General features: G+C 63.9%; 22 protein-coding genes. 14 read left to right on the top strand and 8 right to left on the bottom strand.

Features of this window, described 5'->3' with window-relative positions:
* The first annotated feature begins 4 nt into the window (after nt 1–4).
* Nucleotides 5–1,510, top strand: a complete 1,506-nt coding sequence (locus AC6JA3_RS18760) for a CoA-acylating methylmalonate-semialdehyde dehydrogenase (protein WP_497920473.1) — start codon at nt 5–7, stop codon at nt 1,508–1,510.
* On the opposite strand, the gene AC6JA3_RS18755 is transcribed toward AC6JA3_RS18760, so the two are convergent.
* Nucleotides 1,507–3,051: a PucR family transcriptional regulator gene (locus AC6JA3_RS18755; protein ID WP_497920472.1), complete on the bottom strand. Its 1,545-nt coding sequence runs from the start codon at nt 3,049–3,051 to the stop codon at nt 1,507–1,509. The two genes, AC6JA3_RS18760 and AC6JA3_RS18755, sit on opposite strands and share 4 nt — an antisense overlap.
* 125 nt (nt 3,052–3,176) lie before the next feature.
* Here AC6JA3_RS18755 and AC6JA3_RS18750 point away from each other — a divergent pair, with 125 nt between their 5' ends.
* Nucleotides 3,177–4,511 (top strand): aspartate aminotransferase family protein, encoded by a 1,335-nt coding sequence (locus AC6JA3_RS18750; RefSeq protein ID WP_497920471.1) that lies wholly within the window; start codon nt 3,177–3,179, stop codon nt 4,509–4,511.
* On the opposite strand, the gene AC6JA3_RS18745 is transcribed toward AC6JA3_RS18750, so the two are convergent.
* Nucleotides 4,481–5,569: a LacI family DNA-binding transcriptional regulator gene (locus AC6JA3_RS18745; protein ID WP_497920470.1), complete on the bottom strand. Its 1,089-nt coding sequence runs from the start codon at nt 5,567–5,569 to the stop codon at nt 4,481–4,483. The genes AC6JA3_RS18750 and AC6JA3_RS18745 overlap by 31 nt on opposite strands.
* A gap of 182 nt (nt 5,570–5,751) precedes the next feature.
* Here AC6JA3_RS18745 and AC6JA3_RS18740 point away from each other — a divergent pair, with 182 nt between their 5' ends.
* Genes AC6JA3_RS18740 through AC6JA3_RS18720 form a run of 5 tightly spaced genes read left to right on the top strand, consistent with a single transcriptional unit; the run spans nt 5,752 to nt 10,420 of the window.
* A complete protein-coding gene (locus AC6JA3_RS18740) occupies nt 5,752–6,618 on the top strand; it encodes an ABC transporter substrate-binding protein (protein ID WP_026548101.1) in 867 nt (288 codons plus the stop codon).
* A 33-nt stretch (nt 6,619–6,651) separates the two neighbouring features.
* Nucleotides 6,652–7,440 carry an amino acid ABC transporter permease gene (locus tag AC6JA3_RS18735; RefSeq protein ID WP_026542342.1) on the top strand — a complete coding sequence of 263 codons (789 nt, stop codon included), beginning with the start codon at nt 6,652–6,654 and terminating at the stop codon, nt 7,438–7,440.
* Nucleotides 7,437–8,225 carry an amino acid ABC transporter ATP-binding protein gene (locus tag AC6JA3_RS18730; RefSeq protein ID WP_026542343.1) on the top strand — a complete coding sequence of 263 codons (789 nt, stop codon included), beginning with the start codon at nt 7,437–7,439 and terminating at the stop codon, nt 8,223–8,225. Before AC6JA3_RS18735 ends, AC6JA3_RS18730 begins: the two co-directional genes overlap by 4 nt.
* Entirely contained in the window at nt 8,225–9,268 is a 1,044-nt protein-coding gene (locus tag AC6JA3_RS18725) for a Gfo/Idh/MocA family protein (RefSeq protein WP_026548100.1), read from the top strand. Before AC6JA3_RS18730 ends, AC6JA3_RS18725 begins: the two co-directional genes overlap by 1 nt.
* Nucleotides 9,269–9,307: 39 nt before the next feature.
* Entirely contained in the window at nt 9,308–10,420 is a 1,113-nt protein-coding gene (locus AC6JA3_RS18720; protein ID WP_026548099.1) for an NAD(P)/FAD-dependent oxidoreductase, read from the top strand.
* 88 nt (nt 10,421–10,508) lie between these two features.
* Here AC6JA3_RS18720 and AC6JA3_RS18715 read toward each other — a convergent pair whose 3' ends face one another.
* A complete protein-coding gene (locus tag AC6JA3_RS18715) occupies nt 10,509–10,943 on the bottom strand; it encodes a SipW-dependent-type signal peptide-containing protein (RefSeq protein ID WP_497920469.1) in 435 nt (144 codons plus the stop codon).
* Between the two features lie 88 nt (nt 10,944–11,031).
* Complete coding sequence (locus AC6JA3_RS18710; RefSeq protein WP_223944119.1) at nt 11,032–11,637, bottom strand: TasA family protein; 606 nt, start codon at nt 11,635–11,637, stop codon at nt 11,032–11,034.
* A 258-nt stretch (nt 11,638–11,895) separates the two neighbouring features.
* Between AC6JA3_RS18710 and AC6JA3_RS18705 the strand changes: the two genes are divergently transcribed.
* The 7 genes from AC6JA3_RS18705 to AC6JA3_RS18675 all read left to right on the top strand — a co-directional run bounded on the left by AC6JA3_RS18705 (nt 11,896) and on the right by AC6JA3_RS18675 (nt 19,374).
* Nucleotides 11,896–12,351 (top strand): iron chaperone, encoded by a 456-nt coding sequence (locus AC6JA3_RS18705; RefSeq protein WP_497920468.1) that lies wholly within the window; start codon nt 11,896–11,898, stop codon nt 12,349–12,351.
* A 343-nt stretch (nt 12,352–12,694) separates the two neighbouring features.
* Nucleotides 12,695–13,741: a saccharopine dehydrogenase family protein gene (locus AC6JA3_RS18700; RefSeq protein ID WP_497920467.1), complete on the top strand. Its 1,047-nt coding sequence runs from the start codon at nt 12,695–12,697 to the stop codon at nt 13,739–13,741.
* Nucleotides 13,738–14,352: a TetR/AcrR family transcriptional regulator gene (locus AC6JA3_RS18695; protein ID WP_497920466.1), complete on the top strand. Its 615-nt coding sequence runs from the start codon at nt 13,738–13,740 to the stop codon at nt 14,350–14,352. Before AC6JA3_RS18700 ends, AC6JA3_RS18695 begins: the two co-directional genes overlap by 4 nt.
* Nucleotides 14,349–15,719 (top strand): alpha-L-fucosidase, encoded by a 1,371-nt coding sequence (locus AC6JA3_RS18690; protein WP_043433384.1) that lies wholly within the window; start codon nt 14,349–14,351, stop codon nt 15,717–15,719. Before AC6JA3_RS18695 ends, AC6JA3_RS18690 begins: the two co-directional genes overlap by 4 nt.
* A gap of 511 nt (nt 15,720–16,230) precedes the next feature.
* The gene (locus AC6JA3_RS18685; protein ID WP_497920651.1) at nt 16,231–17,523 is read left to right on the top strand and encodes an HNH endonuclease; all 1,293 of its coding nucleotides are present in this window, start codon (nt 16,231–16,233) and stop codon (nt 17,521–17,523) included.
* A gap of 400 nt (nt 17,524–17,923) precedes the next feature.
* A complete protein-coding gene (locus AC6JA3_RS18680; RefSeq protein ID WP_026548334.1) occupies nt 17,924–18,478 on the top strand; it encodes an RNA polymerase sigma factor in 555 nt (184 codons plus the stop codon).
* On the top strand, nt 18,475–19,374 hold the full coding sequence (locus AC6JA3_RS18675) for a hypothetical protein (RefSeq protein ID WP_497920465.1): 900 nt from the start codon (nt 18,475–18,477) through the stop codon (nt 19,372–19,374). The genes AC6JA3_RS18680 and AC6JA3_RS18675 overlap by 4 nt, the downstream gene beginning before the upstream one ends.
* A 210-nt stretch (nt 19,375–19,584) precedes the next feature.
* On the opposite strand, the gene AC6JA3_RS18670 is transcribed toward AC6JA3_RS18675, so the two are convergent.
* Genes AC6JA3_RS18670 through acs form a run of 4 tightly spaced genes read right to left on the bottom strand, consistent with a single transcriptional unit; the run spans nt 19,585 to nt 24,795 of the window.
* Nucleotides 19,585–20,079, bottom strand: coding sequence for a CoA-binding protein (locus AC6JA3_RS18670; protein ID WP_497920464.1), 495 nt, complete (start codon nt 20,077–20,079; stop codon nt 19,585–19,587).
* Entirely contained in the window at nt 20,076–21,467 is a 1,392-nt protein-coding gene (locus tag AC6JA3_RS18665; RefSeq protein WP_497920463.1) for an O-acetylhomoserine aminocarboxypropyltransferase/cysteine synthase family protein, read from the bottom strand. The genes AC6JA3_RS18670 and AC6JA3_RS18665 overlap by 4 nt, the downstream gene beginning before the upstream one ends.
* Nucleotides 21,467–22,672, bottom strand: a complete 1,206-nt coding sequence (gene sfnG / locus AC6JA3_RS18660; protein WP_026548330.1) for a dimethylsulfone monooxygenase SfnG — start codon at nt 22,670–22,672, stop codon at nt 21,467–21,469. The genes AC6JA3_RS18665 and sfnG overlap by 1 nt, the downstream gene beginning before the upstream one ends.
* Entirely contained in the window at nt 22,669–24,795 is a 2,127-nt protein-coding gene (gene acs / locus AC6JA3_RS18655) for an acetate--CoA ligase (protein WP_497920462.1), read from the bottom strand. Before acs ends, sfnG begins: the two co-directional genes overlap by 4 nt.
* Nucleotides 24,796–24,934: the final 139 nt, after the last annotated feature.

The following is a 24,934-nucleotide window of genomic DNA, read 5'->3' as shown; positions in this document are numbered from 1 at the left end:
CGCAGTGTCTGACATCAACCAGCTTCCCGTGGTCCCGCACTGGATCGGAGGCGCCGGCTCGCCATCGGCCGGCGGCCGCACCGCCCCCGTATTCGATCCCGCCCTCGGCCGTGAAACCAAGCTGGTCAACCTTGGCAACGCCGAGGACATCGAGTCGGCCATCGCATCGGCCCACAAGGCATTTCCTGCCTGGCGGGATATGTCCATCACCAAACGCCAGCAGATCATTTTCCGCTTCCGGGAGCTGCTGAACGAGCGCAAGGGTGAGCTCGCGGAGATCATCACCTCCGAGCACGGCAAAGTAGTCTCCGATGCCCTCGGTGAAATCACCCGGGGCCAGGAAGTCGTGGAACTGGCTACCGGCTTCCCTCACCTGATCAAAGGCGAGCATTCAGAAAACGTCTCCACCGGCGTCGACGTCTACTCCACCAAAGCGCCGCTGGGCGTGGTGGGCATCATCAGCCCGTTCAACTTCCCTGCCATGGTGCCGTTGTGGTTCCTGCCGATCGCCATCGCGGCCGGCAACACTGTGGTCCTCAAGCCGAGCGAGAAGGACCCGACGGCGGCCAACTGGCTCGCTGCCCTGTTCACTGAGGCGGGCCTTCCGGACGGAGTCTTCAACGTCCTGCACGGCGACAAGGAAGCAGTGGACGGCCTGCTGGAACATCCCGATGTGAAGGCCATTTCCTTCGTCGGCTCCACTCCGATTGCCCAGTACATCTACGAGACCGCAGCCCGCAAGGGCAAGCGCGTCCAGGCCCTTGGCGGTGCGAAGAACCACATGCTGGTCCTGCCCGACGCCGACCTCGAGCTGACCGCCGATGCCGCCATCAACGCAGGCTTCGGTTCGGCGGGGGAGCGCTGCATGGCGATCAGTGTGGTGGTGGCCGTGGAGCCGGTTGCTGACGCGTTGATCGAAAAGATCACTGCCCGGATGTCCACCCTGAAGATCGGCGACGGCCGCCGCAACTGCGACATGGGCCCACTGGTCACCCGCCAGCACCGCGACAAGGTGGCGTCCTACATCGACGTTGCCCTCGAGGACGGTGCCAAGGTTGTGGTGGATGGCCGCGGCATCGAGGTGGACGGGGATGCGAACGGCTTCTGGCTTGGGCCTACGCTGATCGACGACGTCCCGGTCACCTCCCGTGTGTACACCGAGGAAATCTTTGGACCGGTCCTGTCAGTGGTGCGCGTCAAGAGCTACGAAGAAGGCCTGCACCTGATCAACTCCGGCGCTTTTGGCAACGGCACGGCGATTTTCACCAACGACGGCGGGGCAGCCCGCCGCTTCCAGACCGAGGTTGAGGTGGGGATGGTGGGCATCAACGTGCCCATTCCCGTGCCGGTGGCGTATTACTCCTTTGGCGGATTCAAGGACTCCATTTTTGGCAGCTCCAAAGCGTACGGCTTGCAGGGCTTCCAGTTCTTCACCCGCGAAAAAGCCATCACCTCACGCTGGCTCGACCCCAGCCACGGCGGCATCAACCTGGGCTTCCCGCAGAACTAGGACGATGTCTGCGGGCGCTCTTCCACAAACTCGACGGCGGCGAACAGTTCCAGCCTGTCGCGCAGGTTGTCGAGGTTGAGGCCCAGGACGTTCCCGGCGGCGTCGATCCGGTTCCGGAGGGTGTGCCGGTGGATCCCCAGCTCCCTCGCCGTGCGGTCCCAGACGCAGTTGTTGGCCAGCCAGGCCGTCACCGTGGGCAGCAGCTGCGTCTGTTCGGTGTCGTCATGCCTGGTCAAGGGCTCAAGGAGCCGGCGGGCAACGGAGGCCGCTTCGTCACGTCGGAGCAGCCCGAGCATCCCGCCTTGGGAGATGTCCTCGAAAGCCACCAGGGGCCGGCTCAGCTCCGTGGCGCGTTTCAGTGCCCGCTCGGCTTCCGCCAATGCCTTGGGCAGGTGGGCGAAGTCCGTTTCGGCCGAAACCCCCGCCGTTGCGGCGTACTTGTCCAGGAGGGTGCTGACTTTCGGCTGGAGGGCGGGTCCGGCCAGCACCACGATGTTTTCGTTCCGCTGGGCGTAGAAGATGGCACCCCGGTGGTCATCGGACAGCAGTTCGAGCGCTTCGAGCAGGTTCTGTCCCTGTCCGGGAGGCTGCGCCAGGGTCACCAGCAGGGGCTGTGCCGGCAGTCGGCCCCAAACCTGGCGTGCGGTACGTTCGGCAACATCGAAGCTGCCGGCCAGCAACTGCTCCAAGACGCCGGCACGCAGATGGCGGCGGGCAGTGTCCAGGGTCCGGGTTTGCTCCAGGGCGAGGCTGGCCAAGGCGATAACGCTGTTGATGATGTCGGTGCGGGCCGGGTCCAATGGCTCGATGGCGCCCAAGACCAGGACGCCACGCAGATGGTGCCTGCGGCCCAGCGTCTGCAAGGTGACGTGTCCGCCGTCGATGGTCAGTTGCGATACCGACCGCGATCCCTTGTCCAGCGATTTTCGGACGGCTTCTTCCACACCCGGCATCAGGGCCGATGGCACGGGACGGTTGTTGGGCATCAGGATGTGGTTGCCCGCGGCGTCAAAGAGGGCAACCCAGCCGTGCAGTTGGCGCTCGAGTTCGGCCAGGATGGACCTGAGGCCGTCGGGACGAAGTGCAGCCCGTGCGATGGCGCGCTGGGCCTGGAGCGACCACTCGGAGCGCGCATGCTGTTCGGTTGCGAGCCAATCGGCCACGAAACGGATGACGGCGATGAACGGAGTCCTGTCCGGGACCTCAAGCAACGGCAAACCCCGGTTCCTGCAGGCTTCGACCAGCCCTGCAGGCAGCACCCCATGGATCACCTGGGTGGCAAAACCAAGGCCGCTGATCCCATGGGCCACCAGCCGCTCCACGTAGTCGCCATAGAGCGCAGCAGGAGCATCGCCCACCGGAAATTGTGTCCCATCCGTCAGGAGCAACTGCCCTGGATCGAGGAACGGAGTGGGGTCCCCAAGATCGGAACTGTGGACCCAGGATACCGGCACCTCCGCAGCAGCATCGCCCGCCTCCGGCGTTACCAGCCGCAGGTTCAAAGTGCTGTCGCGGACGATGGCGTTGAGGGTCGGTGGCATACTCGGGGCTCCTTGGAAAAACGTAGTTCCGTCAGGAGTTCACTATACAAATGTCGAGAGGGACTGCGGCTATCACCGGCGCATGATGAAGGGACATCCAGCCCCGCCAGAGAGAGGACCCTCCCATGTCACCCACCCGCACCGCCCCGGCTGCTTCCTTGGCAGCAAGCAACTCCGAGGTCGCAGAAAGGGATACCGCCAGCGTGTTCCATTCGTGGTCTGCCCAGGGTTCGTTGAAACCACTGGCGATCGCCGGCGGTTCCGGCAGCACGGTTTGGGATCATGAGGGCAGGACCTACCTGGACTTCTCAAGCCAACTGGTCAACACCAACATCGGCCACCAGCACCCGCGGCTTATCGAAGCCATCAAGGAACAGCTGGACACGCTCACCACCGTTGCTCCCGCGCACGCCAACCGCACGCGCGCCATGGCGGCCGAGAAGATCCTCTCCCATGCGCCGGAGACCATGGACAAGGTGTTCTTCACCAATGGCGGCGCGGACGCCAACGAAAACGCCATCCGGATGGCCCGGCTCCACACTGGCCGGGACAAGGTCATCTCCCGCTACCGCTCCTACCACGGCAACACCGGGGCAGCGATCGTGGCGACCGGGGACTGGCGCCGCATTCCCAACGAATACTCCCGCGGCCACGTCCACGTGTTTGGGCCGTACCTTTACCGTTCCGAATTCTGGGCCGAAACCCCGGAGCAGGAAGCAGAACGGGCACTGCAACACCTGCGCCGGACCATCGAACTCGAAGGTCCGCACTCCGTTGCTGCCGTGCTGCTGGAAACCGTTCCCGGTACCGCCGGGATACTGCTTCCGCCGCCGGGGTACCTCGAAGGTGTCCGCGCGCTCTGCGACCAGCACGGAATCGTCCTGATCCTGGACGAAGTCATGTGCGGCTTTGGACGCACAGGTGATTGGTTGGCCCTTGACGCCTTCAACGTCCGGCCGGACCTGGTCACCTTCGCCAAGGGCGTCAACTCCGGCTACGTCCCGGTAGGCGGCGTCATCATCTCCGAAGAAATCTCCCGGACCTTTGATGAGCGCGTCTTCCCGGGCGGGCTTACGTATTCAGGCCATCCCCTCGCAGCAGCTTCGATCGTTGCCTCCATCGAAGCCTTCGAGGAGGAGGGCATCGTCCAGAACGCCGCACGCATTGGCGCCAACCACCTGGAACCGGGCCTGAAAGCCCTTGCTGCCAAGCACGACGTCATCGGCGAAGTGCGCGGGCGCGGCGTGTTCTGGGCTTTGGAACTCGTCGAAGACCGCCAAAGCCGCACACCGGTCAGCGCCGCCTTCATGGGCAAGCTTAAAGCGGAACTGCTCCACCGCGGACTGTTGCCCTTTATGGCGGACAACCGCGTGCACGTGGTGCCTCCCGCCGTCGTGACCCCCGAAGAAGTACGCCAGGCGCTGGCGATTTACGACGACGCCCTGACCGCCGTCCGCTGAGGCGCTCCCACCGAACCGCGCTGGATTAAGCGGGCCACCAGTTCCGGTGCTGGCGCGGCGGCTTTCCTGCCTTCGATCCGACGGATCAGGGCGGTTGCCGCCGCGATGCCCATGTCATAGACGGGCTGTGCGATGACGGTGAGCGGGGGAGTGGTGAGGCGTGTCCAGGCGAAGTCGTCGTACATCAGGAAAGAGACGTCGGCGGGGATGGCAAGTCCGGCCTCCTGGATGGCTTCCACCACGCCCAAGGCGATCAGTCCGTCGGAAGCGATGATGGCGGTGGCCGGGTCCGGCCCTTCGAGCAGCCCCCGGGTAATGGCTTTCACGGATTCGGAGTCACCGGCGTTAAGGCGGACCAGATCGGCGGGTAAAGCGAGTCCCTCGTCCTTGAACGCGCGGCGGATTCCCTCCAGGCGGTCCGAAATCTGGGAGGAGTCCAGCACCATCCCTTCCTCGTAAGGCCGGTCTGTTTTCAGAGTGGAAACGAACGCGATCCGCTGATGCCCGGACTCGATCAGGTACTTGGTTGACTCATAGGAAATGCCGCCCATGTCCACGGCGAAGGTTTCTGCGTCCAGCCCTTGGGCGGCGCGGTCCAGGAGCACCAGGGAGCGGCCCGAATCCTGGACCTGCTGCAGATGCGAAGTCTCCACGGATGATGCCGGGGCCACGATGAGTCCGTCCACGCGCTTGTCCAGCAGCACGCGGACGGCGTCGACCTCGGCAGCCCTTTCCTCGTCGGTATTGATGAGGATGACGTTGTAGCCGCTCTTCTTGGCGGTGTCAGTAATGCCCCTCATGGCGAGCCCAAAGTGCGGGTTTTCGATATCGCCCACCACCACGCCAATGGTGTTGGACCTTCCAGTGTTCATGCTCCGCGCCAGCTCGTTGGGCCGGTATTCGAGCTCTTCCGCCGCGGCCAGGACACGCTCCCGGACGTCGTCGCTGACTGCTCCGTAGTTGCCCAACGCGCGGGCGGCTTGCGCCTTGGACACTTTTGCGGCTTTGGCGACGTCGGCAACCGTTACGTCCCGCCGTCGGGATCCGTCAGTGCTCATGTTCACCTTTCAGTGGGGTGTTGACGCGGCTTTGTGAGTTCCGCTACATTTCTTATCAATCGATGTGAGTCCGGTCTCAATCTTAGGGGCTGAGACCGGACTCAACAAGACCCCGCATCGAGCAAATAACTTCCAGCGGCTCCTGACAGCACCGCTTAGACCTCCCACGATTGGACAACGCTGTGATTAAACTGAACTTCCGCCCGGCAGCGCTCGCAGCCGCAGCAGTGGCGGCTCTCCTCGCGCTTTCGGGCTGCGGCGGGTCGCCCGCCGCCAACTCCCCGTCCGCCGAAAACCCTTATGGCCTGATCCAGCCCGGCACCATCCGCGTGGCCAGCCTGGGCGACTCCAAGCCGTACACCTTCACCGACGGCTCCGGAAACTTCACCGGCTTTGACGTGGAACTCTTCAAGGACGTGGCCCACCGCGCCGGCGTAGACAACGTGGTCTTCACCGGACAGGACTTCTCAGGGCTCCTCGCGGCCGTGGCCAACGGACAGTTCGACGTCGGTGTCGCTGCCATCGGCATCACGGACAAGCGCAAGGAAACCGTTGACTTTTCCGATGGCTACCTCGCCGGCTACCTGACGGTCATCACCACCAAGGACTCCGGCATCAAGGACGCGGACGCACTCAACGGCAAGCGGCTTGGAGTTGTCCAGGGAACCCTGCAGGAAGCCTACGCAGTGAAGAACTTCACCTCTGCGCAGCTGGTCCGCTTCCCGGACAACAACACGGCAATCTCCGCAGTCAACAGCGGGGCCGTGGACGCCCACTTCCTCGATTACGAGGCAGCCAAGGAATACCAGGAGCAGTTTGGACTGGTCAGCGCCGCGGACATTCCGTCGTTCGACGCCCCCGCCGGATTCGCCATTGCCAAGGACAAGACCGCTTTCAAAGAGGCCTTGAACAAGGGCCTGGCCGAAGCAATGGAAGACGGCACGTGGAAGACGCTCTACCAGAAGTGGTTCCCGGGCTCGCCGATGCCGGAGCAGTACCTCCCCAAAGCCGAGCAGACCTCAAGCCCGGCCCCGACCGCCAGCAAGTAACCGCACCAAACAACCAACGTCTGAGAGCACTCAATGGATTGGCTCAACACCATCAGCCGCACGTTCTTCGATTTTGACGCCATGATCGAAGTACTGCCCCAACTCCTCGGAGTTGGCCTCCTGAACACCCTGATCATCTCCATCGCAGCAACCATCCTCGGCGTAGTGATGGGAATGGTGGTGGCCGTCATGGGCATCTCCCGCTCCAGGTGGCTGCGTATTCCCGCAAGGATCTACACCGACCTCTTCCGCGGTCTGCCCGCCATCTTGACCATCCTGCTGATCGGCCAGGGTTTTGCCCGGTTGAGCCAGTCGGTCTTTGGCCCCTCTCCTTATCCCCTGGGCATCATCGCGCTGAGCCTGATCGCCAGTGCCTACATCGGAGAGATCTTCCGCGCCGGCATCCTCAGCGTGGACAAGGGCCAGGGAGAAGCCTGCCGCGCACTGGGCATGAGCTACGCCAAGTCCATGTCCCTGGTGGTAGTCCCGCAGGGTGTACGCCGGGTGCTTCCGGCCCTGGTCAACCAGTTCATCGCCATCGTCAAGGACTCCTCCCTGGTCTACTTCCTGGGACTCCTCGTCAGTGAACGCGAACTGTTCCGGGTGGGCCAGGACGCAGCAGTGTTGTCCGGCAATCTCTCGCCGTTGGTCATGGCCGGCATCTTCTACCTGGTGATCACCGTGCCGCTGACCCACTTGGTCAACTACTTCGACAACAAGTTCCGCACCGGCCGCCGTCGTCCCACGGCACCCACCAGCGGACTGAAGGAAGTCAAGGAACTCGACGCGGCCTCGCCGCTCATCACCGGGAGCAACACGTGAACCTCACCAGCAGCAGCGCCACCAGCACCAAGAATTCAGCACAGGATATTGAGAAGTTCAACGGCTCGAGCCTCGAACTCCAGAACCTGACCATGGCCTACGGCGACGTCGAGGTGCTCCGGAACGTCAGCCTCAACGTCGCCCCGGGGACCACCACCTGCATCATCGGGCCTTCGGGATCAGGGAAGTCCACGCTCCTGCGCGGCGTCAACCGCCTGCACGAACCCAAGAGCGGGGACGTCCTCCTGGCCGGTGAAAGTGCCCTCAAGGTCAAGCCGGACATCCTCCGCGCCCGGATCGGCATGGTCTTCCAGCACTTCAACCTCTTCCCGGACCACACTGCCCTTGAGAACGTGGCGCTGGCCCTATGGAGCGTCAAGGGGATGTCCAAGGCCGAAGCCCGGGAACGTGCCCGGCGCCGTCTCGCCGAAGTCGGGCTCGCCGAACGGGCCGACCACCGGCCACGCGACCTCTCCGGCGGCCAGCAGCAACGCGTCGCGATCGCCCGGGCACTGGCCATGGAGCCCGAAGTGATGCTCTTCGACGAGGCCACCAGCGCCCTGGACCCGGAGCTGGTCAAAGGCGTCCTTAACCTCATGGCAGGCCTTGGCCGACGCGGCATGACCATGCTGGTTGTCACGCACGAGATGGGCTTTGCCCGGAAGGTAGCTGACCAGGTGGTGTTCATGGATGAGGGCGAAGTAGTGGAAATCGGTACTCCCACAGAACTCTTCGACAACCCCCGCAGCGAACGCCTGCAGCGCTTCCTCTCGGAGGTCCTGTGATGGGGGAGGTAACAGCGGCACCCATCCGGACCGCCGTCGTCGGGTTCGGCGTCTCGGGCAAGGTGTTCCACGCGCCGCTCATCGAAGCGGACCCGGACTACTCCCTGGATGTCATTGTGACCGCGGATCCACGACGAAAAGCCGAAGCGGAACGCCTCTACCCGCAGGCAAGGATTGTCCCCACGCCGGAAGACATGTTCGCCCTTGCAGGCAACCTGGACCTCGTGGTGCTGGGAACACCGCCGCTGACGCACCTTGAGCTCGGTGCCACGGCGATCGCCCATGGCCTGAACGTTGTGGTGGACAAGCCTTTCGTCACTACGGTCGCCCATGGTGAGGAACTGGCAGGGCGGGCGTCCGACGCCGGTGTGCAGCTGACGGTCTTCCAGAACCGCCGGTGGGACGCCGATTTCCTGACGCTGTCAAAGCTGCTGAAGGACGGCGCCCTTGGCGAGGTGCGAACCTTTGAATCACGCTTTGAATGGTGGCGTCCCGAAGGTTTCGGCAACTGGCGCGATTCGGCCACCCTGGCCGAAGGCGGAGGCATTCTCCACGACCTCGGCGCCCACCTGATCGACCAGGCCATCCAACTGTTCGGGCCTGTGGAGGAGAGCTACGGCGAGACCGCCAACCATGGCCCCCATCCTGATGCCGCGGACACTGAAGCCTTTGTGTCGTTGCGCCATGAATCCGGTGTCCGCTCGCGGTTGTGGATGAACGGCATGGCCGCCCAGGTTGGCCCGCGCTTCCACGTCCTCGGCTCCAAAGCCGCGTACACCAAGTGGGGACTGGACAGCCAGGAACCCGCCCTCGCCGCCGGCATCACGCCGTCGGACGCCTCTTACGGCCGCGAACCCCAGGAGTCTTGGGGGCTGCTGGGTGTGGACGGAACAGCTACGCCAGTCCCGGCGGAAAAGGGCGCCTACCCACAGTTCTACCGGGAGCTTGCCGCCTCGCTCCGCGGCCAGGGGCCCCTTCCCGTGCAGCCGGCCGAAGCACTGGCCACCCTCAAAGTCATCGAAAACATCCACGCCTTCGCCTAGGCGCATTTCACAGCTTCAACACCAAAGAAAGGGAGAACCATGTCCTCCACCAAGCACGTTGCCGTCATCGGAGGCGGCATCCTGGGCGTATCCACTGCCGTCCACCTGCTCCGCCAAGGAGCTTCCGTCACCTTGCTGACGGAGCAGGGGCTGGCCAGCGAAGCCACCGGCCGGTCCCTGTCCTGGCTCAATTCAGCCGGGGAACGTTCCACGCCCTACCACCAGCTGCGCGTCGCCGGGGTTGACCGGTACCGCACGCTGTTCGCCGCGGACCCAAGCCGTGAATGGCTCCAGTTCGGTGGCGGGCTCATGTGGAACGCGTCCGGCCAGGACCAGGCCACCGAAGCCCGCCACGCTTACGAGAAATCCATTGGCTACGATTCCAAGCTCTTGGCCCCCGAAGAGATCGCCAGCGTCACCCCGGGCATCGACTCCGGCGCAGTCCCCGGGAAGGCCATCTTCAATCCCGGCGAAGGGTGGGTCAGCCTGCCGGACCTGGTGAACTTCCTGATGGAGGAATTCCACGCCCTGGGCGGCCAACTGGTCCTCAACGCCGGAAAAGCCTCAGTGATGGTCGACGGCGGACGCGCCACCGGCGTCGAAACTGCCGGCGGTGAAACGTACCCCGCGGACGCCGTATTGGTTGCCTGCGGTGCTGCGACGCCCGCCGTCGTGAAGCCCTTGGGAGTGGAGATCCCCAACGGTTCCCCCGTGTCCATGCTGGTGGTCACCAAACCGGTGGAACACCACGTCACCGCCGTGATGAATACGCCGCGTGCCGCAGTCCGCCCCAACCCCGGCAACACGTTTGCCTTGGACCACGACTGGTACGAAGAGAGCATCACTGAGCACGCTGACGGGTCCTTCACGATTCCCGATGACATTGTCCAGGAATTGGCGGACGAGTCCTCCAAGCTGATTGCGGGCAACCCCGAGCTGAAGCCGGCCTCATGGAAGATCGGCTACAAGCCCATTCCCGGTGACGGCGAACCGGTATTCGGTGAGCTCGGCCAGGTGCCTGGCTGTTTTGTTGCGTTCACGCACTCGGGAGCCACGCTGGGCCTGATTGCCGGTGAACTGTTGTCCGGTGAGATCCTCAGCGGTGAAAAGCACCCGATGCTGGCCACATTCCGGCCGGGGCGCTTCTCCTAGGCGCGCTTCCCAAACAGGCCAACGGCCCCGATACGCCATCTGCATAAGCGTGTCGGGGCCGTTGGAGTTTTTGGTGTCCCAGGGCGGTTCAGCAGCTCAGGCTGCCTTTGAGGACTTTGCCCGTCCAGGTGTTGGTGGTGCCGGGGACTTTGTAGTAACCGCGGATCTCGTAGCTCCACGTTCCGATGATCTCGTAACCCGATGTGTAGGTCTTGCCGGCGGCCTTGCTCAAATCACCCGTGAATTCGAGGTTCCCGGAGCGGTCGAAGATCTTGACATCGTGGTAGTTCGCGTTGGTCACGGTGCTGAAGGAATTGACCGTGATGGTGGCGCGGATACCGAACGAGCATGCCATGGATACGTTGGCTGCGGCCGGAGCCGCCAGGCTGGCGGTGCTGAACTGCGGGGCGGATTGTGCGGTACCAGTGAACGCAGCGAATGCGGCTGTGGGTGCCGCTGCAAGGCCCAGGACGACGGCGGCGGCGATCACCAGGGTGCGCAGGAAGCCTTTCCGCGGTGTCATGGTGATCGTTCTCCTTGCCTGTGCTTGGTGGTGGTAGGGCTGGGGTTTGCCGGGTGCTGCTGGGTGTTCTTGGTGTTACTGGTGGGTGTTATTTGGTGGTTTCGGTGCGTTGGGTGCCGGTGAAGGAGAAGGCGAGGGTGGAGGTGGCGCCTTGGAAGGTGTTGTCTGCGGTGGCGGGTAGGGTGGTGGTGACTTTGAGGTTGTCGGTTTTGGTGGAGGTCAGGGAGGTCAGGTTGTTCAGGACCTTGTTCGCTGTGATGACCGGGCCGTTGGCCAGGACGGTGGTTTTGGTTCCGGCGCAGGTGTAGGGCGCTGCGGTACCGGTCCAGGCTACGGAGCAGTTCTCGATGCTAAGTTGCAGGCCGTTGGTGGGGTCGGTTGTCAGCAGGGAGGCGGTGGCGCCGGCGGAGGTGGTGAGGGTGACGTTGTTCAGGTCGGAGTTGCCGGTGTTGGCCAGGGTGACGAGTTTTTCGGCTTTGTCGCCGGGGAGCATTCCGGTGACCGGGACGTTGAGGGTGTTCGCGGCGCCGGTGCCCAGGGCGATGGTGACGGTGCCGGCGGTGACGGCCTGGGAGGCGGAGGTCGAGGAGGTGAATGCGCCGTAGGTGCCCATTCCGGCGACGGCGGCTGCGGTGCCGACCAGTGCGACGGAAGCGAGGATCTTGCCGGAGGTGGTCTTGAGGCTGATGGCCATGGGAATCAGTGTCCTTTCGGTGGGCCACCGTGGGACCGGCCGGCCTGTTCTTTGGTGTCTGCCTGACTGGCTGACAAGAACTACTGTGCCGGGGCAGGATCAAGAACAAATCCTGCAAACCCGCAACACTTCCTCAGGAAAAACTCAAGACTCCCGCACCGCCCCAAATGAGCAGTTTTGGAGAAGCCCGCAGCTCCGGGGCGCCGTAGTTTTGGAGTATCCAATCACTATCGAGCAGTACGCGAAGAGGAGCCCGCCATGGCTGAAACACGAACCACCAACAAGACCAAGTCCTACGACGGTTTTTCGGAGGAAGAGCGCGCCGCAATGAAGGAGCGCGCGCAGGAACTGAAGAAAGCCCCGCGCAAGAAGGCATCCGCGGCGGACGGAGAAGCTGACGTCCTGGCCAAGATCGCGGAGATGCCGGAGGCGGACAAGGTCATGGCGGAGCGACTCCACGCGATTGTCAGGGAGCACGCACCGGAACTCACGCCCAAGACCTGGTACGGAATGCCGGCCTACGCCAGGGACGGGAAGAACATCGTCTTCTTCAAGAGCGCCGACAAATTCAAGAGCCGTTACGCCACGCTCGGCTTCGAAGAGAACGCCACACTCGACGACGGCGACATGTGGCCCACCTCGTTTGCCGTCAAGGAGATCACCCCGGAGGTTGAAGCGACGATCGTGGAGCTGATCAAGAGGGCCGTGGGGTAGCGGGCCTCCAGCGCGTTGCGCCTAGACGCCCCGCCTAGTGCGTTGGGTCCGGGTGCGGCGGCATCGGCCCGGGGTCCGGAACGGGGGAGGGCCCGGGAGTGGGGTTTGGATCCGGAATGGGGCTGGGCGGGAACGGTGTGGTGGGGTCCGGCGGCGGTGGCACCGGCCCCGGATCCGGGGGAAACGGCTCGGGCTCATGTGTTGGCGGAAGGGTCATGATCTCTCCTTGGCGCACTCAGGTGTCTTGCTTCGGGCAGATACCGGCAGCCTACTCCGGGCGGCTCGTCAGCTGTAGGTCTGCCTGAATGCATATTTCTAGGTCATATGACCTAGAATTAACATCATGAATGATCTCCTAGAACTTGATCCCCTCGGTCCAGTGCTGATCGTGGGCGGCTACGGCACAGTTGGCACGGCACTCACGCATCTCGCCGGGACGCAGTGGCCGCTGCTCCTCACCGGCAGGAACCCGGGCCGGGGCAGCCACCTTGCGGGCGGAAACGTGACGGTTGAAAGGTGGGACCTCGGCCAGCCGGAACCCTTCGCAGCAAAAGCCAGGGCCGTCATCAGCACCGTCAACGACCCTGACGACAGAGTGCTCCGCGCAGCCGTCAGTGCCGGAATTCCCTATGTTGACGTCACCCGATGGACCAGCCGCGTCACCAGGGCCACCGCGCAGGCAACACTTATGCGTCCCACTGCTCCGGTCCTGCTGAGCTCGGGCTGGATGGGCGGGGTGGTCAACATCGTGGCAGCAGCTCTGGCCCAGGACGCCGGCGGTGGGGACCAAATCGACGTCGCCATCCGCTACGACATCAACGACACCGCTGGAGTCGATTCCGTCGACTTCATGGACAGGCTGGGACTGGACTTCGAAGTACGAAAAGGCGGTAAGGCCGCCGTCGTGCGTCCTCTGGGCGATACCCGCTGGGTGGACATCGCCGGGCACCGCACCAAAGTGGCCAGGCTCGACACCCCCGAACAGTTCACCCTCCCGCTCACCCTCGGCGCAGGTTCGGTGGCCACCAGGATCGGTTTCAGTTCAAAGACATCCACGACGGCGCTGCTCGCCGCCGGCGCGGTGGGACTGTTCCGTTGGGGGAGCGGTGAGCGGTGGGCGCCGCTGCGGCGTTCCCTTTTGTACTCGCCCGGTGCCGGCGGAACCGCCCACATCCGAGTCGATGTGAAAGGGCCAAAAGGGCTGCGAACGGCCGTCATTTCAGATCCGCAGGGCCAGGCGCATCTGACCGCATTGGGCGGATTGCTGGGGCTGCACAACGTCCTGGCCGCCGGGGCCACACCGGGAGTTTCGTTCCCGGAATCGGATAAGGATCCGGGCGCTTCCCTCGCAAAGCTTGAAACGCACGGTGTGACAATATTGAGGTCATGACCGAAAGCAAGGGCGCCCTGAGAAAGGCGGCGCTCCTTGACGCCGCTGAAGAAGTGCTGGTCAGCAAGGGCAACGCAAACTCTGCAATGCGGGACTTTGCCGCTGCCGCCGGGGTGCGGATCGGACATTTGCAGCACTACTTTCCAACCCGTTCCGACCTCCTCCGGGCTGTCCTTGAGCGGGCCTTGGAACGCTCGCTGCGGCGGCTGGAGGAGACGGCCGGATTCGAGCTCAGCTCCGATGCGACAGGCAGCATCTCCCGCGAGGATTCCCATCGACTGCTCACAGCGTTGCTTCAGGAGCATTCCGCGATGGCCGAGGTGAGGATGCACCTTGAGATCTGGGCGCTGGCGGCCTCGGATGAGCACGCGGCCGGTGCTTTGCGTTCGTTTTACGCCCAGTACACCGGGCACGTAGAAGGCGTGGTCAGGCGCGGAAGGCCGGAGCTGCCGGAGTCCTCACCCACTGGGGTGGCGGCCGCGATCGTCAGCCTTTTTGAGGGAGCAGCCGTCACCCGATCCGAGATCGCCGGGTTGCGGACTGCCTCCGGTGACGAAGCCATCATCCGAACCGCACAGTGGTTGATCCACGGACAGGAAACCGCCCAGTGACCCTCCTGACGCCTACTCCCGCACAGCTCCGTTGGCAACAACTCGAATTCGGTGCCTTCATCCATTTCGGCATTAACACCTTTGCCGGCAAGGAGTGGAGCGACGGAACCCTTCCGGCGTCTTTGTTTAACCCTGAAGGGCTCGACGCCGGCAGCTGGGTCCGCACGGCAAAGGAGGCCGGCGCGAGGTACTTGATCCTCACAGCCAAACACCACGACGGATTCTGCCTCTGGCCCACTGCCACCACTGACTACTCGGTGGAGTCGTCCCCGTGGCGCGGTGGTTCCGGCGATGTCGTCCGCGAGGTTGCCGAGGCCTGTGCAGAACAGGGCGTAGGACTGGGCCTCTACCTGTCCCCTTGGGACCGGAACGCGGACTGCTACAGCGACCCGGCAGCGTATGACGACTTCTACGTCCAACAACTAACGGAACTCTGCACCGGCTATGGGCCCCTCATGGAGTTGTGGTTCGACGGTGCCGGGTCCGTGGGACGGGAGTACGACTGGGACCGGATCATCGGCGTCGTTAAGGAGCATCAGCCCGACGCCATGATCTTCAACATGGGCCAACCCACCATCCGCTGGGTGGGCAACGAGAACGGCCTGGCGTCGGACCCCGTGAACTATGTGGTGGACCGAACGTCCGATACCCAGTACACCGATTCCACCTCGGGGCTGCGGACCGAACACTATCTGCCGCCGGAGTGCGATGTTTCACTCCGTCGCGGCTGGTTCTGGCACCCCGACGATGAACCCAAATCCACGGAACACTTACTCGCCATCTACTACCAATCGGTGGGAATGGGGGCGAACCTCCTGCTGAACCTGACGCCGGACACCCGTGGGCTCATTCCTGAGCAGGATGTGGCCAGGCTCCGGGAGTGGAAAGTTGAGCTGGACCGTCGCCTTTCCGGCGCTGTAGAGGCAACCGTGGAACATCACGACGGCGGAGCGACCCTGACCTTTCCCGCTGCGGTGACGTTCAATCACCTCGAGCTGGTGGAGGACCTGGGGTCGGGGCAGCGGATCACACAGCACGAGGTGTTTGCCGGTGGCGTTGGTGATGGGGGCGTCCTTGCTGGTGATGTTGGTGATGGGGGTGTCCTTAGTGAGGGGAAGACGGTAGGCAACCGGCGCATCCACCAACTGCCCGTTGTCACCGCAAATAGGTTGCACGTGAAACTTTCTGGAGCGGGCGATACCGGAGCTGATGGCGGTCTTGCCAGCAGTGTTGCCCGCAGTGTTCCGGGCGGGGGCACGGGCGGCGGGGGAAGGCTTAAGTCGGCGCGCGTCTACACCGGAGCCCTGGATGCTGGAGTGCCCACGATCCCCGAAGGATACGAGGCCCCTACGGACGCGCCAGACTAGCGTTCCCGCCTTCTTTGGAAGGTTCGTGGGTGTGGAGTACCCGTTGGTGCTGGGGTGGGTGCACGCTGGGGTACCCGGTTGGAGTGCCTGTTGTGTTGGCGGGGCGACCCAACGGTGCCCGCGCTGCGCCCGGCATTTTCATCGGCCCGGGGTGTCGCTCAGCCAAGGACCATTGCGGCCCAGGGGCTTCTCCGGATGGTGCGAGGAAAGTCCCGGGCGGCCGGTCTAATAATGTCGGTGCCTCTTGCGAGAGTTGAGGCGTGAAGCATCTTCGGGACGGGCGGGCAAGGGCAGCGGTGTCTGCTGTGCCTGTTATGCCTGCTGTGCTTGGTGTTTCCTCGGCCCGTGGTGTGGCTCAGCCAGGGACCATTGCGGCCCAGGGGCTTCTCCGGATGGTGCGAGCTCAGTCTCTGGCGGCCGGTCTAATAATGTCAGTGCCTCCTGCGAGAGTTGGGGCATGAAGCATCTTGGGGACGGGCGGGCACTGGCAGCAGTCTCTGCTGTGCCTGTTATGCCTGCTGTTTCCTCGGCCCGTGGTGTGGCTCAGCCCGGGACCATCAGCGGTGACCTTATTGGTCAATTGCGGGTGCTGGAGGAGATGAAGTCGGCTATCTCCGGTTTGCAGGCCCAGATTGCCGTGGCCTTTGATCTGGCCCAACGCGCTGAACAGGCCGAAGCGGGAGTCCCGCCCGCCGAGCGTGGCAAGGGTGTCGGTGCGCAGGTGGCGTTGGCGCGTCGGGAATCACCGAACCGCGGCTCACGGTTGCTGGGACTTGCCAAAGCCCTGGTGACGGAGATGCCTCGGACCCTGGCGGCGTTGAACAAAGGCCTGCTCAACGAGTGGCGGGCCACGCTGCTGGTCAAGGAAACAGCCTGCCTGTCCGTGGAAGACCGAGCGGCGGTGGACGCCGAACTCGCCCCCGACACCGGAACGTTCGAGGGTGCTGGAGACAAAGCCATCATCGCCGCCGCGAAAGCTGCCGCTTACCGCCGTGACCCACGGTCCGTGGCCCAACGCGCCAGCCACGCCGCGACGGAACGAACCGTCAGCCTGCGCCCGGCACCGGACACCATGACCTATCTGACCGCGCTGCTTCCGGTCGCCCAAGGCGTCGCCGTGTACGCGGCACTGACCCGGACCGCTGACTCTGCCCGGTCCAGCGGTGACCCCAGGACCCGCGGCCAAGTCATGGCCGACACCCTCGTTGAACGGACCACCGGCACCCCAGGCGGGATCTCCGGGGTTGAACTCCAAGTCGTCATGACCGACCGCACCCTGTTCCAAAGCGATTCCGAACCCGCCCGGCTCCACGGCTACGGCATCGTCCCCGCACCCTGGGCACGAACCCTGATCGGCGCAGCAGAAGAGACACCAGCACGAGGTGCCCCCGCACAGGACCTACAGCCGACACCCGAACAGGACCAGGAGTTCAAGGTCTGGCTCCGGCGGCTCTACACCGCGCCCGAAAGCGGTGAGCTGCTGGCCATGGACTCCAAAGCCAGGCTCTTCCCGCACCGGCACCGACGATTCATCGAAGCCCGCGACCATACCTGCAGGACACCGTACTGCGACGCGCCCATCCGGCACATCGATCACGTCGTACCGTGGCACTCCGGCGGGGCCACCACCCTGGACAACGCAGCAGGGCTCTGCGAAGCATGCAACCACACCAAAGAAAACCCCGGCTGGGCCGCCACACCCCTACCCGAAGACACCCACACCCTGAGTATCAGCACCCCCACCGGACACACCTACCAATCCAAAGCCCCACCACTACCCGGACACCGACCCTCCAGAACATGATGAAGCGCAGTTCGCGCTATTGAAGTGCTACTCGCGGCTGCCCTCATGCCGATGCGCCGGGACACGTTTCGGGGCCTTGCGCCTGTTTGTGAAAACACTGCACGGGGTGCCGGCGGGCTGCCGTGAAGCACCCGGCAAAAGTTTTCAAAAAAAGTTTGTCACCGCCGTAACCCTTTGGGTTGTCCCGTCGATTACGTCTGTGAAAGGGCCGAGCTGGAATTTGTCCCCCATCATGTTCCAGCTCGGCTCTTCCTTGTCCATAGCAGTTTTTCCGGACAAGCGGGTCTTCCCTGGGGATGACCCGTCATAGCAGTTACCCTTGGTGGGGTCGTCCGTCGCACACGTCGGGTGACCTGGCTGGAAAGCCACGGACCTGCCGCCGATCGAAAGTCCCACAACTGTGACTGACGCGTTGACCGACGAAGCGCTGCATGCGCTCAAGGGCAATACCGCGGAGTTGTTCAGCGCCGTTTACCAGGCCTATGCGGGCCAGGTTCTCGGGTACCTGACGGCCAAAGGCGTGCCCGATCCTGAAGCAAGTACACAGGACGTGTTCCTGGCGGTGTTGCCGAGGCTTGATGACTTGAGCGGTGGGGTCAACGGCTTGCGGACCTTCATCTTCTCAGTTGCTCATGCACGCATGGTGGATGAGCACAGGAAACAAAGTCGAGCGCCAATCCAGCACGAGTTCGAGCCCGAGCGGGACACCCGCGAATCGAGCTCCGCAGAGGCCGAAGCGCTGTCCAGGCTGGCACCATCTGAGGTCGCCGCACTCTTGGACAGCCTGGGTGACGAGCAACGGGAGGTCCTGAACCTCCGCATCGTGGCCGGCCTGACGGTTGAACAGGTGGCCGACATCATGGGGAAATCATCCGGCGCAGTCAAGCAATTACAGCGCCGGGCCCTCATAACGCTCCGTGAGCATTCGGCAGTAAAGGAATACGTGTCGCCATGACATCCAGGGATACTGAACGCGAAGAGATCGTGGACGAGCTCCTGCTCGACGCCGATCTTGCCGACGAATCAGACGTGCGGCGGGCACTGGTTTCGCTGGGCGCCTTTGCAACATTTCCTGCTCCTGCCCCCGGTCCTGAGCTTGCTGCGATGATCGCAGGCCCACACGATGAATTGTCCAAGCGCCGTTGGCGTCACCAACACCGGACCGCGGTGGTCAGTATTGCTGTTGTGGCTGCCATGGGGCTTGGGGTCAGTGGCGTTGCCGCCGCCAGCTCTGGTTTCACCCGGAACCCGTCCTTCATTGACCAGCTCATCAGCAACTTCCAACCCCGGTCACCAGCAGCGGCCCCGGAAATGCCCCTGCCCGACGCCCCCAGAGTCAGTACGGAACCGGCCCCCGCCCCGGATCCTGCGTCTGCTTCAGATCCCACGTCAGTTCCGTCGGCCTCAAAGACACAGTCAATTCCCGTGCCCACGGCAGCGCCCACTGATAATCAGGCACAGGCACAGGCACAGGCACAGGCACAGGCACAGGCACAGGCACAGGCACAGGCACAGGCACCCGTGCCGGCAGATCCCTCGCAGGAGGCAGCGAACCGTGCCCTGCCGAAGCCTGCCCTGCCGAACAATGCCAACCCGAACCCTGCCCTGCCACACCAACTAGTTCAAGGCCCAGCCCCCGAGCCCCAGCCACGATTGAACCAGGTCACTCGCCGAGGCGCGGAGGCCACTAAGGCGGAAACACCAAAAACCGACGCCGGGAAGCCGGCCAAGCCCGGGACCAACGTCAAGCAAGGGCCGCAGCTTCCTCCGGTGTCCCAAAAAAGTACCGAGGAACAGTTTCAGGCCGCGATCGACGAATGGAAGAAGCGGCTGAAGCAGGGTCACCGCTAGGCTCCTCGGCGCGGGGCTCCAGCCGTACGCCACAACTTGGCGCGTGGCTCCGGCCGTAGGCCAGAACTTGGCGCGTGGCTCCGGCCGTAGGCCAGAACTTGGCGGGTGGCTCCAGCGGTAGGCCAGAACTTGGCGCGGGGCTGCAGTCGTACGCCAGAACCCGGCGCGTCGCTCCAGCCGTATGCCAGAACCCGGTGCGTGGCTCCGGCCCTACGCCAGAACCTGGCGCTTGGAGGAAATAACCCCGGTGTCGAAGCCGGCCAAGTGGAGGCCGCCGTGGAAACGGGCGTGCTCGATCTTCACGCACCGGTCCATCACCACATTCAGGCCCGCTGCTTCGGCATCACGGGCAACCTCTTCATGCCACGAACCGAGTTGCAGCCACAGGGTCTTCGCTCCCGCCGCGATGGCTTCGTCGAGGACGCCGGGGAGGTCGTCGTGCTTGCGGAAGACATCCACAATATCCGGGGATTCGGGGAGGTCGGCCAGGGAGGCGTACGTCGGCTGGCCCAGGATTTCCTTGACCACCGGGTTCACAAAGTACACCTTGTAGCGGGTGGACGACTGAAGGTAGGTTGCCACGAAGTAACTGGCCCGGGACGGTTTGTCCGAGGCTCCAACGATCGCGATGGACTTCGCCTGCCGGAGGAGCGCCAGGCGTTCCGGAGCGGAGGGGCCTTCCCACGTGCGTGCAGCGGTGCTCATGCCTTCACTCCTACTGTTGAATCGCCCGCAGCGTGAAAGCCGGCACCCTGGGCTTCGAGGGCACCCTGGACTTCAAGGGCCTCATCATCTGCAGAATCGCCCGCAGATTGGGCCTCAGTCAGCGCCTGGTCAAGGTCCCAAAGGATGTCCTCCAGGTCCTCCAAGCCAACTGAAATACGGACCAGATCCTCCGGAACGCCTGCAGACTCCAGCTGTTCGGCGCTGAGTTGCTGGTGCGTGGTGGAGCCAGGGTGGATTACGAGGGTTCGTGAGTCGCCAACGTTGGCCAGGTGGGAGGCCAGTTGCAAGGACTCAATGAACTTTTGCCCGGCAGCACGGCCACCCGCAACACCGAACGAGAACACCGATCCCGGCCCCTTGGGCAGGTATTTGCGGGCCCGTTCAAAGTGCGGGTGGGACGGCAGACCGGAGTAGTTCACGTAGGCCACGCGGGGATCTGCGTCCAGCCACTCCGCCACGGCCTGGGCGTTCTTCAGGTGCTCGTCCAGTCGCTGGGGGAGTGTCTCAACGCCCTGCAGGAGCTGGAATGCGGATAAGGGAGAGAGCGCCGGGCCGATGTCACGCAGGTGCTCGCAGCGGAGTTTGGTGAGGAAACCATACTCACCGAAGTTGCCCCACCACGAGACGTTCCCATAGGACGCCACGGGCTCGGTCATCATGGGGAATTTACCGTTGCCCCAGTTGAAGCGGCCGCTCTCCACAATGACACCGCCCAGGGTGGTGCCATGGCCGCCGAGGAACTTCGTGGCCGAGTGGATCACAATGTCGGCGCCGTGCTCAAACGGCCGCACGAGGTAAGGCGTGCTCAAGGTGGCGTCAACCACCAAGGGGATACCGGCGTCGTGCGCTACCTTGGCCAGCCCCGCGAGGTCCTGGACTTCCGAGGACGGGTTGGCCACCACCTCGACGAACAGTGCCTTGGTGTTTTCCTGGATGGCGGCAGCGTAGTCCGCCGGGTCGGTTCCGGGCACGAACGTGGTGTCCACGCCGAAGCGGCGCAGCGAAACGTCCAACTGCGTCACGGTGCCGCCGTAGAGCTGCGAAGCGGCCACAATGTGGTCACCTGATTGCGTCAAGGCGGCAAAGGTGATGAATTCAGCGGCCATGCCCGACGCCGTTGCTACCGCCCCGATTCCGCCCTCAAGGGATGCGATGCGTTCTTCGAAAGCTGCGACGGTGGGGTTGCCGATGCGTGAGTAGATGTTGCCGTACTTCTGCAGCGCGAAGAGGTTGGCGGCGTCGTTGGTGTCCTTGAAGACGAAGGACGTGGTCTGGTAGATGGGTACCGCGCGGGCGCCGTGCTCGGCGTCGGGAGTGCCGCCGGCGTGCAGGGCGCGGGTGCGGAAGCCAAAGGTACGGTCAGCCATCAGACGGCCACCGACTCTGCGACAGGTGTGGAGGCGACGGGTGTGGAGGAGAGGTCCAGCTCGGTGCCGTTCCTGCGTGCGAGGTCGGCTTCGAGTTCGCGGACGATCGGGAGGATGTCCTGCCCGAACGCGGCGATCTCTTCCTGGAAGTGCAGGTAGCCGGTGAGGAACAGGTTCACGCCGATCTTCTTGTATTCCACGATCCTCTCGGCGATCTGCTCGGGCGTTCCGATCAGCTGGGTCTTGAAACCGTCGTTGTACTGGACCAGGTCCTCGAACGTGGAGTCGGCCCACATGCCCTTGCCGTCCTTGGTGGACGCGCCGGCTTCCTGCACGGCATCGCGGAACCCCTGGACTGCGGGCTTGTGTGCTTTCTCCACGATCTCGCGGAGGGTATCGCGGGCTTCCTTCTCCGAGTCGCGGGCAATCACGAAGCCGTTGAGCCCAAAGCGCGGGGCGGCAAGGGCCCCTTCGGTGCCGCGCTTCGTCTCGCCGGACGCTGCAACTACGCCGGCAATGTTGTCCTTGAAGCCCTCAAGGTCCTTGCCGTTGGAGAAGTACCAGTCCGCTACTCGACCCGCGGTGGCCTGTGCCGCCGTCGAGTTTCCGCCGAAGAAGATTTCCGGGTGCGTCCGGCCGGGAACGTCAACGGGTGCTGGGTTCAGGGTGAAGTCGGTGATGTTGTAGTACTTGCCGCCTTGGCTGTAGCCCTGTTCGGTCCAGAGGCCCCGGAGGACGTTGATGAATTCCTCGGTGCGGACGTAGCGTTCGTCGTGCTCCAGCCATTCGAGGCCGAAGTTGATGAACTCGCTCTTGAGCCAGCCGGAGACGATGTTGACGGCGGCTCGACCATTGGAGATGTGGTCCGCGGTGATGATGTACTTGGCCAGCACACCGGGGTGCCACATGCCCGGGTGGACGGCGGCTATGACCTTGAGTCGCTCCGTCGCAGCCAGCAGTGCAAGGCTGAACGACGTAGCTTCGTGCTGCTTGTCCGCACCGTAGGAAGCCGCGTAACGGGTCTGCGTGAGCGCGTATTCAAAGCCGGAGTTCTCGGCGATCTGTGCCAGCTTCTTGTTGTAGTCGAAGTCCCAGCCGGTGCGCTGCTCGATGGTGGACACCACCAGGCCGCCGGAGACGTTGGGAACCCAGTAGGCGAATTTGAGCGGCTCGGAGAGTCGGGCGACGTTGCTGATCTCGGTCATGAATTTTCCTTTACTAATGCCCGCTCGCGCAGGACGTCCTGGATGCCGGCGATCGCCGGTTCGTTCTGGAGCGAGGTGGTATCGCCCAGGGCGGTTCCCTCGAACAGTTGGGTCAGCAGCCGGCGCATGATCTTGCCGCTGCGGGTCTTGGGTACGTCGGCAACCACGACGACGTCGCGCGGCTTGGCGATCGGGCCGATCTCCTTGGCAACGTGGTTGCGGAGGTCGTTGGTGACGTCCGCAGCCGGCCCGCCGGTGGCGTCGCCGTCCGCGGCCATGACGGCATTGCTGCGGAGGACCACGAACGCCACCACTGCGTGCCCGGTTGTGGGATCGGCGACGGGACAGACTCCGGCCTCCACCACGTCCGGGTGGGAGACGAGGGCGGACTCGATCTCGATGGTGGACAGCAAGTGGCCCGAAACATTGAGGGTGTCGTCCACGCGCCCGAGGATCCAGATGTCGCCGTCGGAATCGTATTTTGCACCGTCACCGGCAAGGAACCACCCCTGCTCCGGGTACTGGCTCCAGTAGGAATCGAAGTAGCGGCGCGGGTTGCCCCACACGGTCCGGGCGATAGCGGGGCCGGGGCGGTCCACCACGATGAAGCCTTGGACGCCCGGTGCTGAAAGTACCCCGGCCTGGTCCACTACCCGCGTGCTCACACCCGGCAATGAACGCGCGGCGCAACCAGGCTTGAAGTCCGTGTCCGTGGGTGAAGGCGACATGATGCAGGCGCCGGTCTCGGATTGCCACCACGTATCCACCATGGGAGCGGTGCCGCCGCCGATGTTGTCGCGGAGCCAGCGCCAGGCTTCGGGATTGACCGCTTCGCCCACGGTTCCCAGGACACGGATGGACGAGAAATCGTAGCTGTCAGGGACACCGTCGGGAAACCAGCCCATGAGGGACCGTACCAAGGTGGGAGCGGTGTAATACTGGGTGACCTTGTAGCGCTCGATGATCTCGAAGTGGCGGCCCGGGTGCGGGGTGTTGGGTGTACCCTCGAAGATCACCTGCGTCACGCCGTTGGAGAGCGGCCCGTAGATCTCGTACGTGTGCGCCGTCACCCAGGCGAGGTCAGCGGTGCACCAATGGACGTCACCGTCCCGCAGGGCCGGATCCGGGTTGCTGAAAAGGTACTCGAAGCTCCAGGACGCCTGGGTCAGGTAGCCGCCGGAGGTATGGACCAGGCCTTTCGGCTTTCCGGTGGTCCCGGAGGTGTACATGATGAACAGGGGAGTCTCGGCGTCGAAGGCTTCGGGCTCGTGAACGTCGGAGGCGGTGTCTACGACGTCGTGCCACCAGACATCACGGCCTCCTTCCATAGGGACGGAAGCGAGATCCCCGGCAGGGGTGGTCCGGTTGATGACCAGGACGTGTTCGATCGCGTTGTCACCGGCGACGGCGGCATCTGCGTTGTCCTTGACGGGCACGGCAACCCCGCGACGGTACTGCCCATCCGTGGTGACCAGGAGTTTTGCCCCCGTGTCCTCCACCCGGAACCGCAGCGCCTCTGCGGAGAATCCGCCGAAGACCAGTGAATGGATCGCGCCGATGCGGGCCACAGCCAGGGTGATGATCACGGTTTCAGGAATCACGGGGAGGTAGATGACCACGCGGTCACCCTTGGTAATGCCCAAATCCAGGAGGGCATTGGCCGCTTTGCAAACTTCACGCTGCAGTTCGGCATACGTGATGGCGCGGCGGTCACCGGGTTCGCCCTCAAAGTGCAAAGCCACCTTGCCACCGCGTCCGGCCAGTACATGCCGGTCCACGCAGTTGTACGCAACATTCAGCTTGCCGCCGTCGAACCAGCGGATCTCCGGGCCGTGGCCCGCCTCGACGTCCACCGGCTTCCAGCTATGCGCTGTGTGCCAAGGCGCCGCCCAGTGCAATCGCCGGGCCTGCTCTTCCCAGAAATCCACTGCGGACCCGGCTTGGTCGAAACTGCCGTGACGCGCCCGCCCGCCGGAACCGGCGCCGTGCACAGCGCCGTCCGCAGGCTCAGTCGAGGACCATCCCGAAGAGCCAAGAGAGGAACCGGGCGCGTCAAGCAGCCCTGCTTCGGAGGCCGTCGCGTCCGAAGTGGAATGTGTAATTTTGGGTACGGCAGAAGTCATGCGTAATCTCCATGCCTGGAATTGGCGCAGGGCGCGTCAAGGGATGGTCGCCCTTGGGTCCGCCGGGATGGTCGAAGTCCACTCAACCGGATCGATCATTTGGCTCCTAATTGGCCGGTCTCGATGCGTAATATTCAGC

This window comes from Arthrobacter sp. TmtSoilC79 (assembly GCF_059739405.1).
Note: the sequence above shows the minus strand (reverse complement) of the source record. Positions and strands in the feature narration are given on the sequence as shown.

Bases quoted from the DNA above. Each gene is read 5' to 3' on its own strand.
- AC6JA3_RS18695 (WP_497920466.1), top strand. From the start codon at position 13,738: ATGACCGAAAGCAAGGGCGCCCTGAGAAAGGCGGCGCTCCTTGACGCC.
- sfnG (WP_026548330.1), bottom strand. From the start codon at position 22,672: ATGACCGAGATCAGCAACGTCGCCCGACTCTCCGAGCCGCTCAAATTC.
- AC6JA3_RS18710 (WP_223944119.1), bottom strand. From the start codon at position 11,637: ATGGCCATCAGCCTCAAGACCACCTCCGGCAAGATCCTCGCTTCCGTC.
- AC6JA3_RS18675 (WP_497920465.1), top strand. From the start codon at position 18,475: ATGACATCCAGGGATACTGAACGCGAAGAGATCGTGGACGAGCTCCTG.
- AC6JA3_RS18705 (WP_497920468.1), top strand. From the start codon at position 11,896: ATGGCTGAAACACGAACCACCAACAAGACCAAGTCCTACGACGGTTTT.
- AC6JA3_RS18750 (WP_497920471.1), top strand. From the start codon at position 3,177: ATGTCACCCACCCGCACCGCCCCGGCTGCTTCCTTGGCAGCAAGCAAC.
- AC6JA3_RS18725 (WP_026548100.1), top strand. From the start codon at position 8,225: ATGGGGGAGGTAACAGCGGCACCCATCCGGACCGCCGTCGTCGGGTTC.
- AC6JA3_RS18685 (WP_497920651.1), top strand. From the start codon at position 16,231: ATGCCTGCTGTTTCCTCGGCCCGTGGTGTGGCTCAGCCCGGGACCATC.
- AC6JA3_RS18715 (WP_497920469.1), bottom strand. From the start codon at position 10,943: ATGACACCGCGGAAAGGCTTCCTGCGCACCCTGGTGATCGCCGCCGCC.
- AC6JA3_RS18700 (WP_497920467.1), top strand. From the start codon at position 12,695: ATGAATGATCTCCTAGAACTTGATCCCCTCGGTCCAGTGCTGATCGTG.
- acs (WP_497920462.1), bottom strand. From the start codon at position 24,795: ATGACTTCTGCCGTACCCAAAATTACACATTCCACTTCGGACGCGACG.
- AC6JA3_RS18665 (WP_497920463.1), bottom strand. From the start codon at position 21,467: ATGGCTGACCGTACCTTTGGCTTCCGCACCCGCGCCCTGCACGCCGGC.
- AC6JA3_RS18755 (WP_497920472.1), bottom strand. From the start codon at position 3,051: ATGCCACCGACCCTCAACGCCATCGTCCGCGACAGCACTTTGAACCTG.
- AC6JA3_RS18745 (WP_497920470.1), bottom strand. From the start codon at position 5,569: ATGAGCACTGACGGATCCCGACGGCGGGACGTAACGGTTGCCGACGTC.
- AC6JA3_RS18735 (WP_026542342.1), top strand. From the start codon at position 6,652: ATGGATTGGCTCAACACCATCAGCCGCACGTTCTTCGATTTTGACGCC.
- AC6JA3_RS18720 (WP_026548099.1), top strand. From the start codon at position 9,308: ATGTCCTCCACCAAGCACGTTGCCGTCATCGGAGGCGGCATCCTGGGC.
- AC6JA3_RS18670 (WP_497920464.1), bottom strand. From the start codon at position 20,079: ATGAGCACCGCTGCACGCACGTGGGAAGGCCCCTCCGCTCCGGAACGC.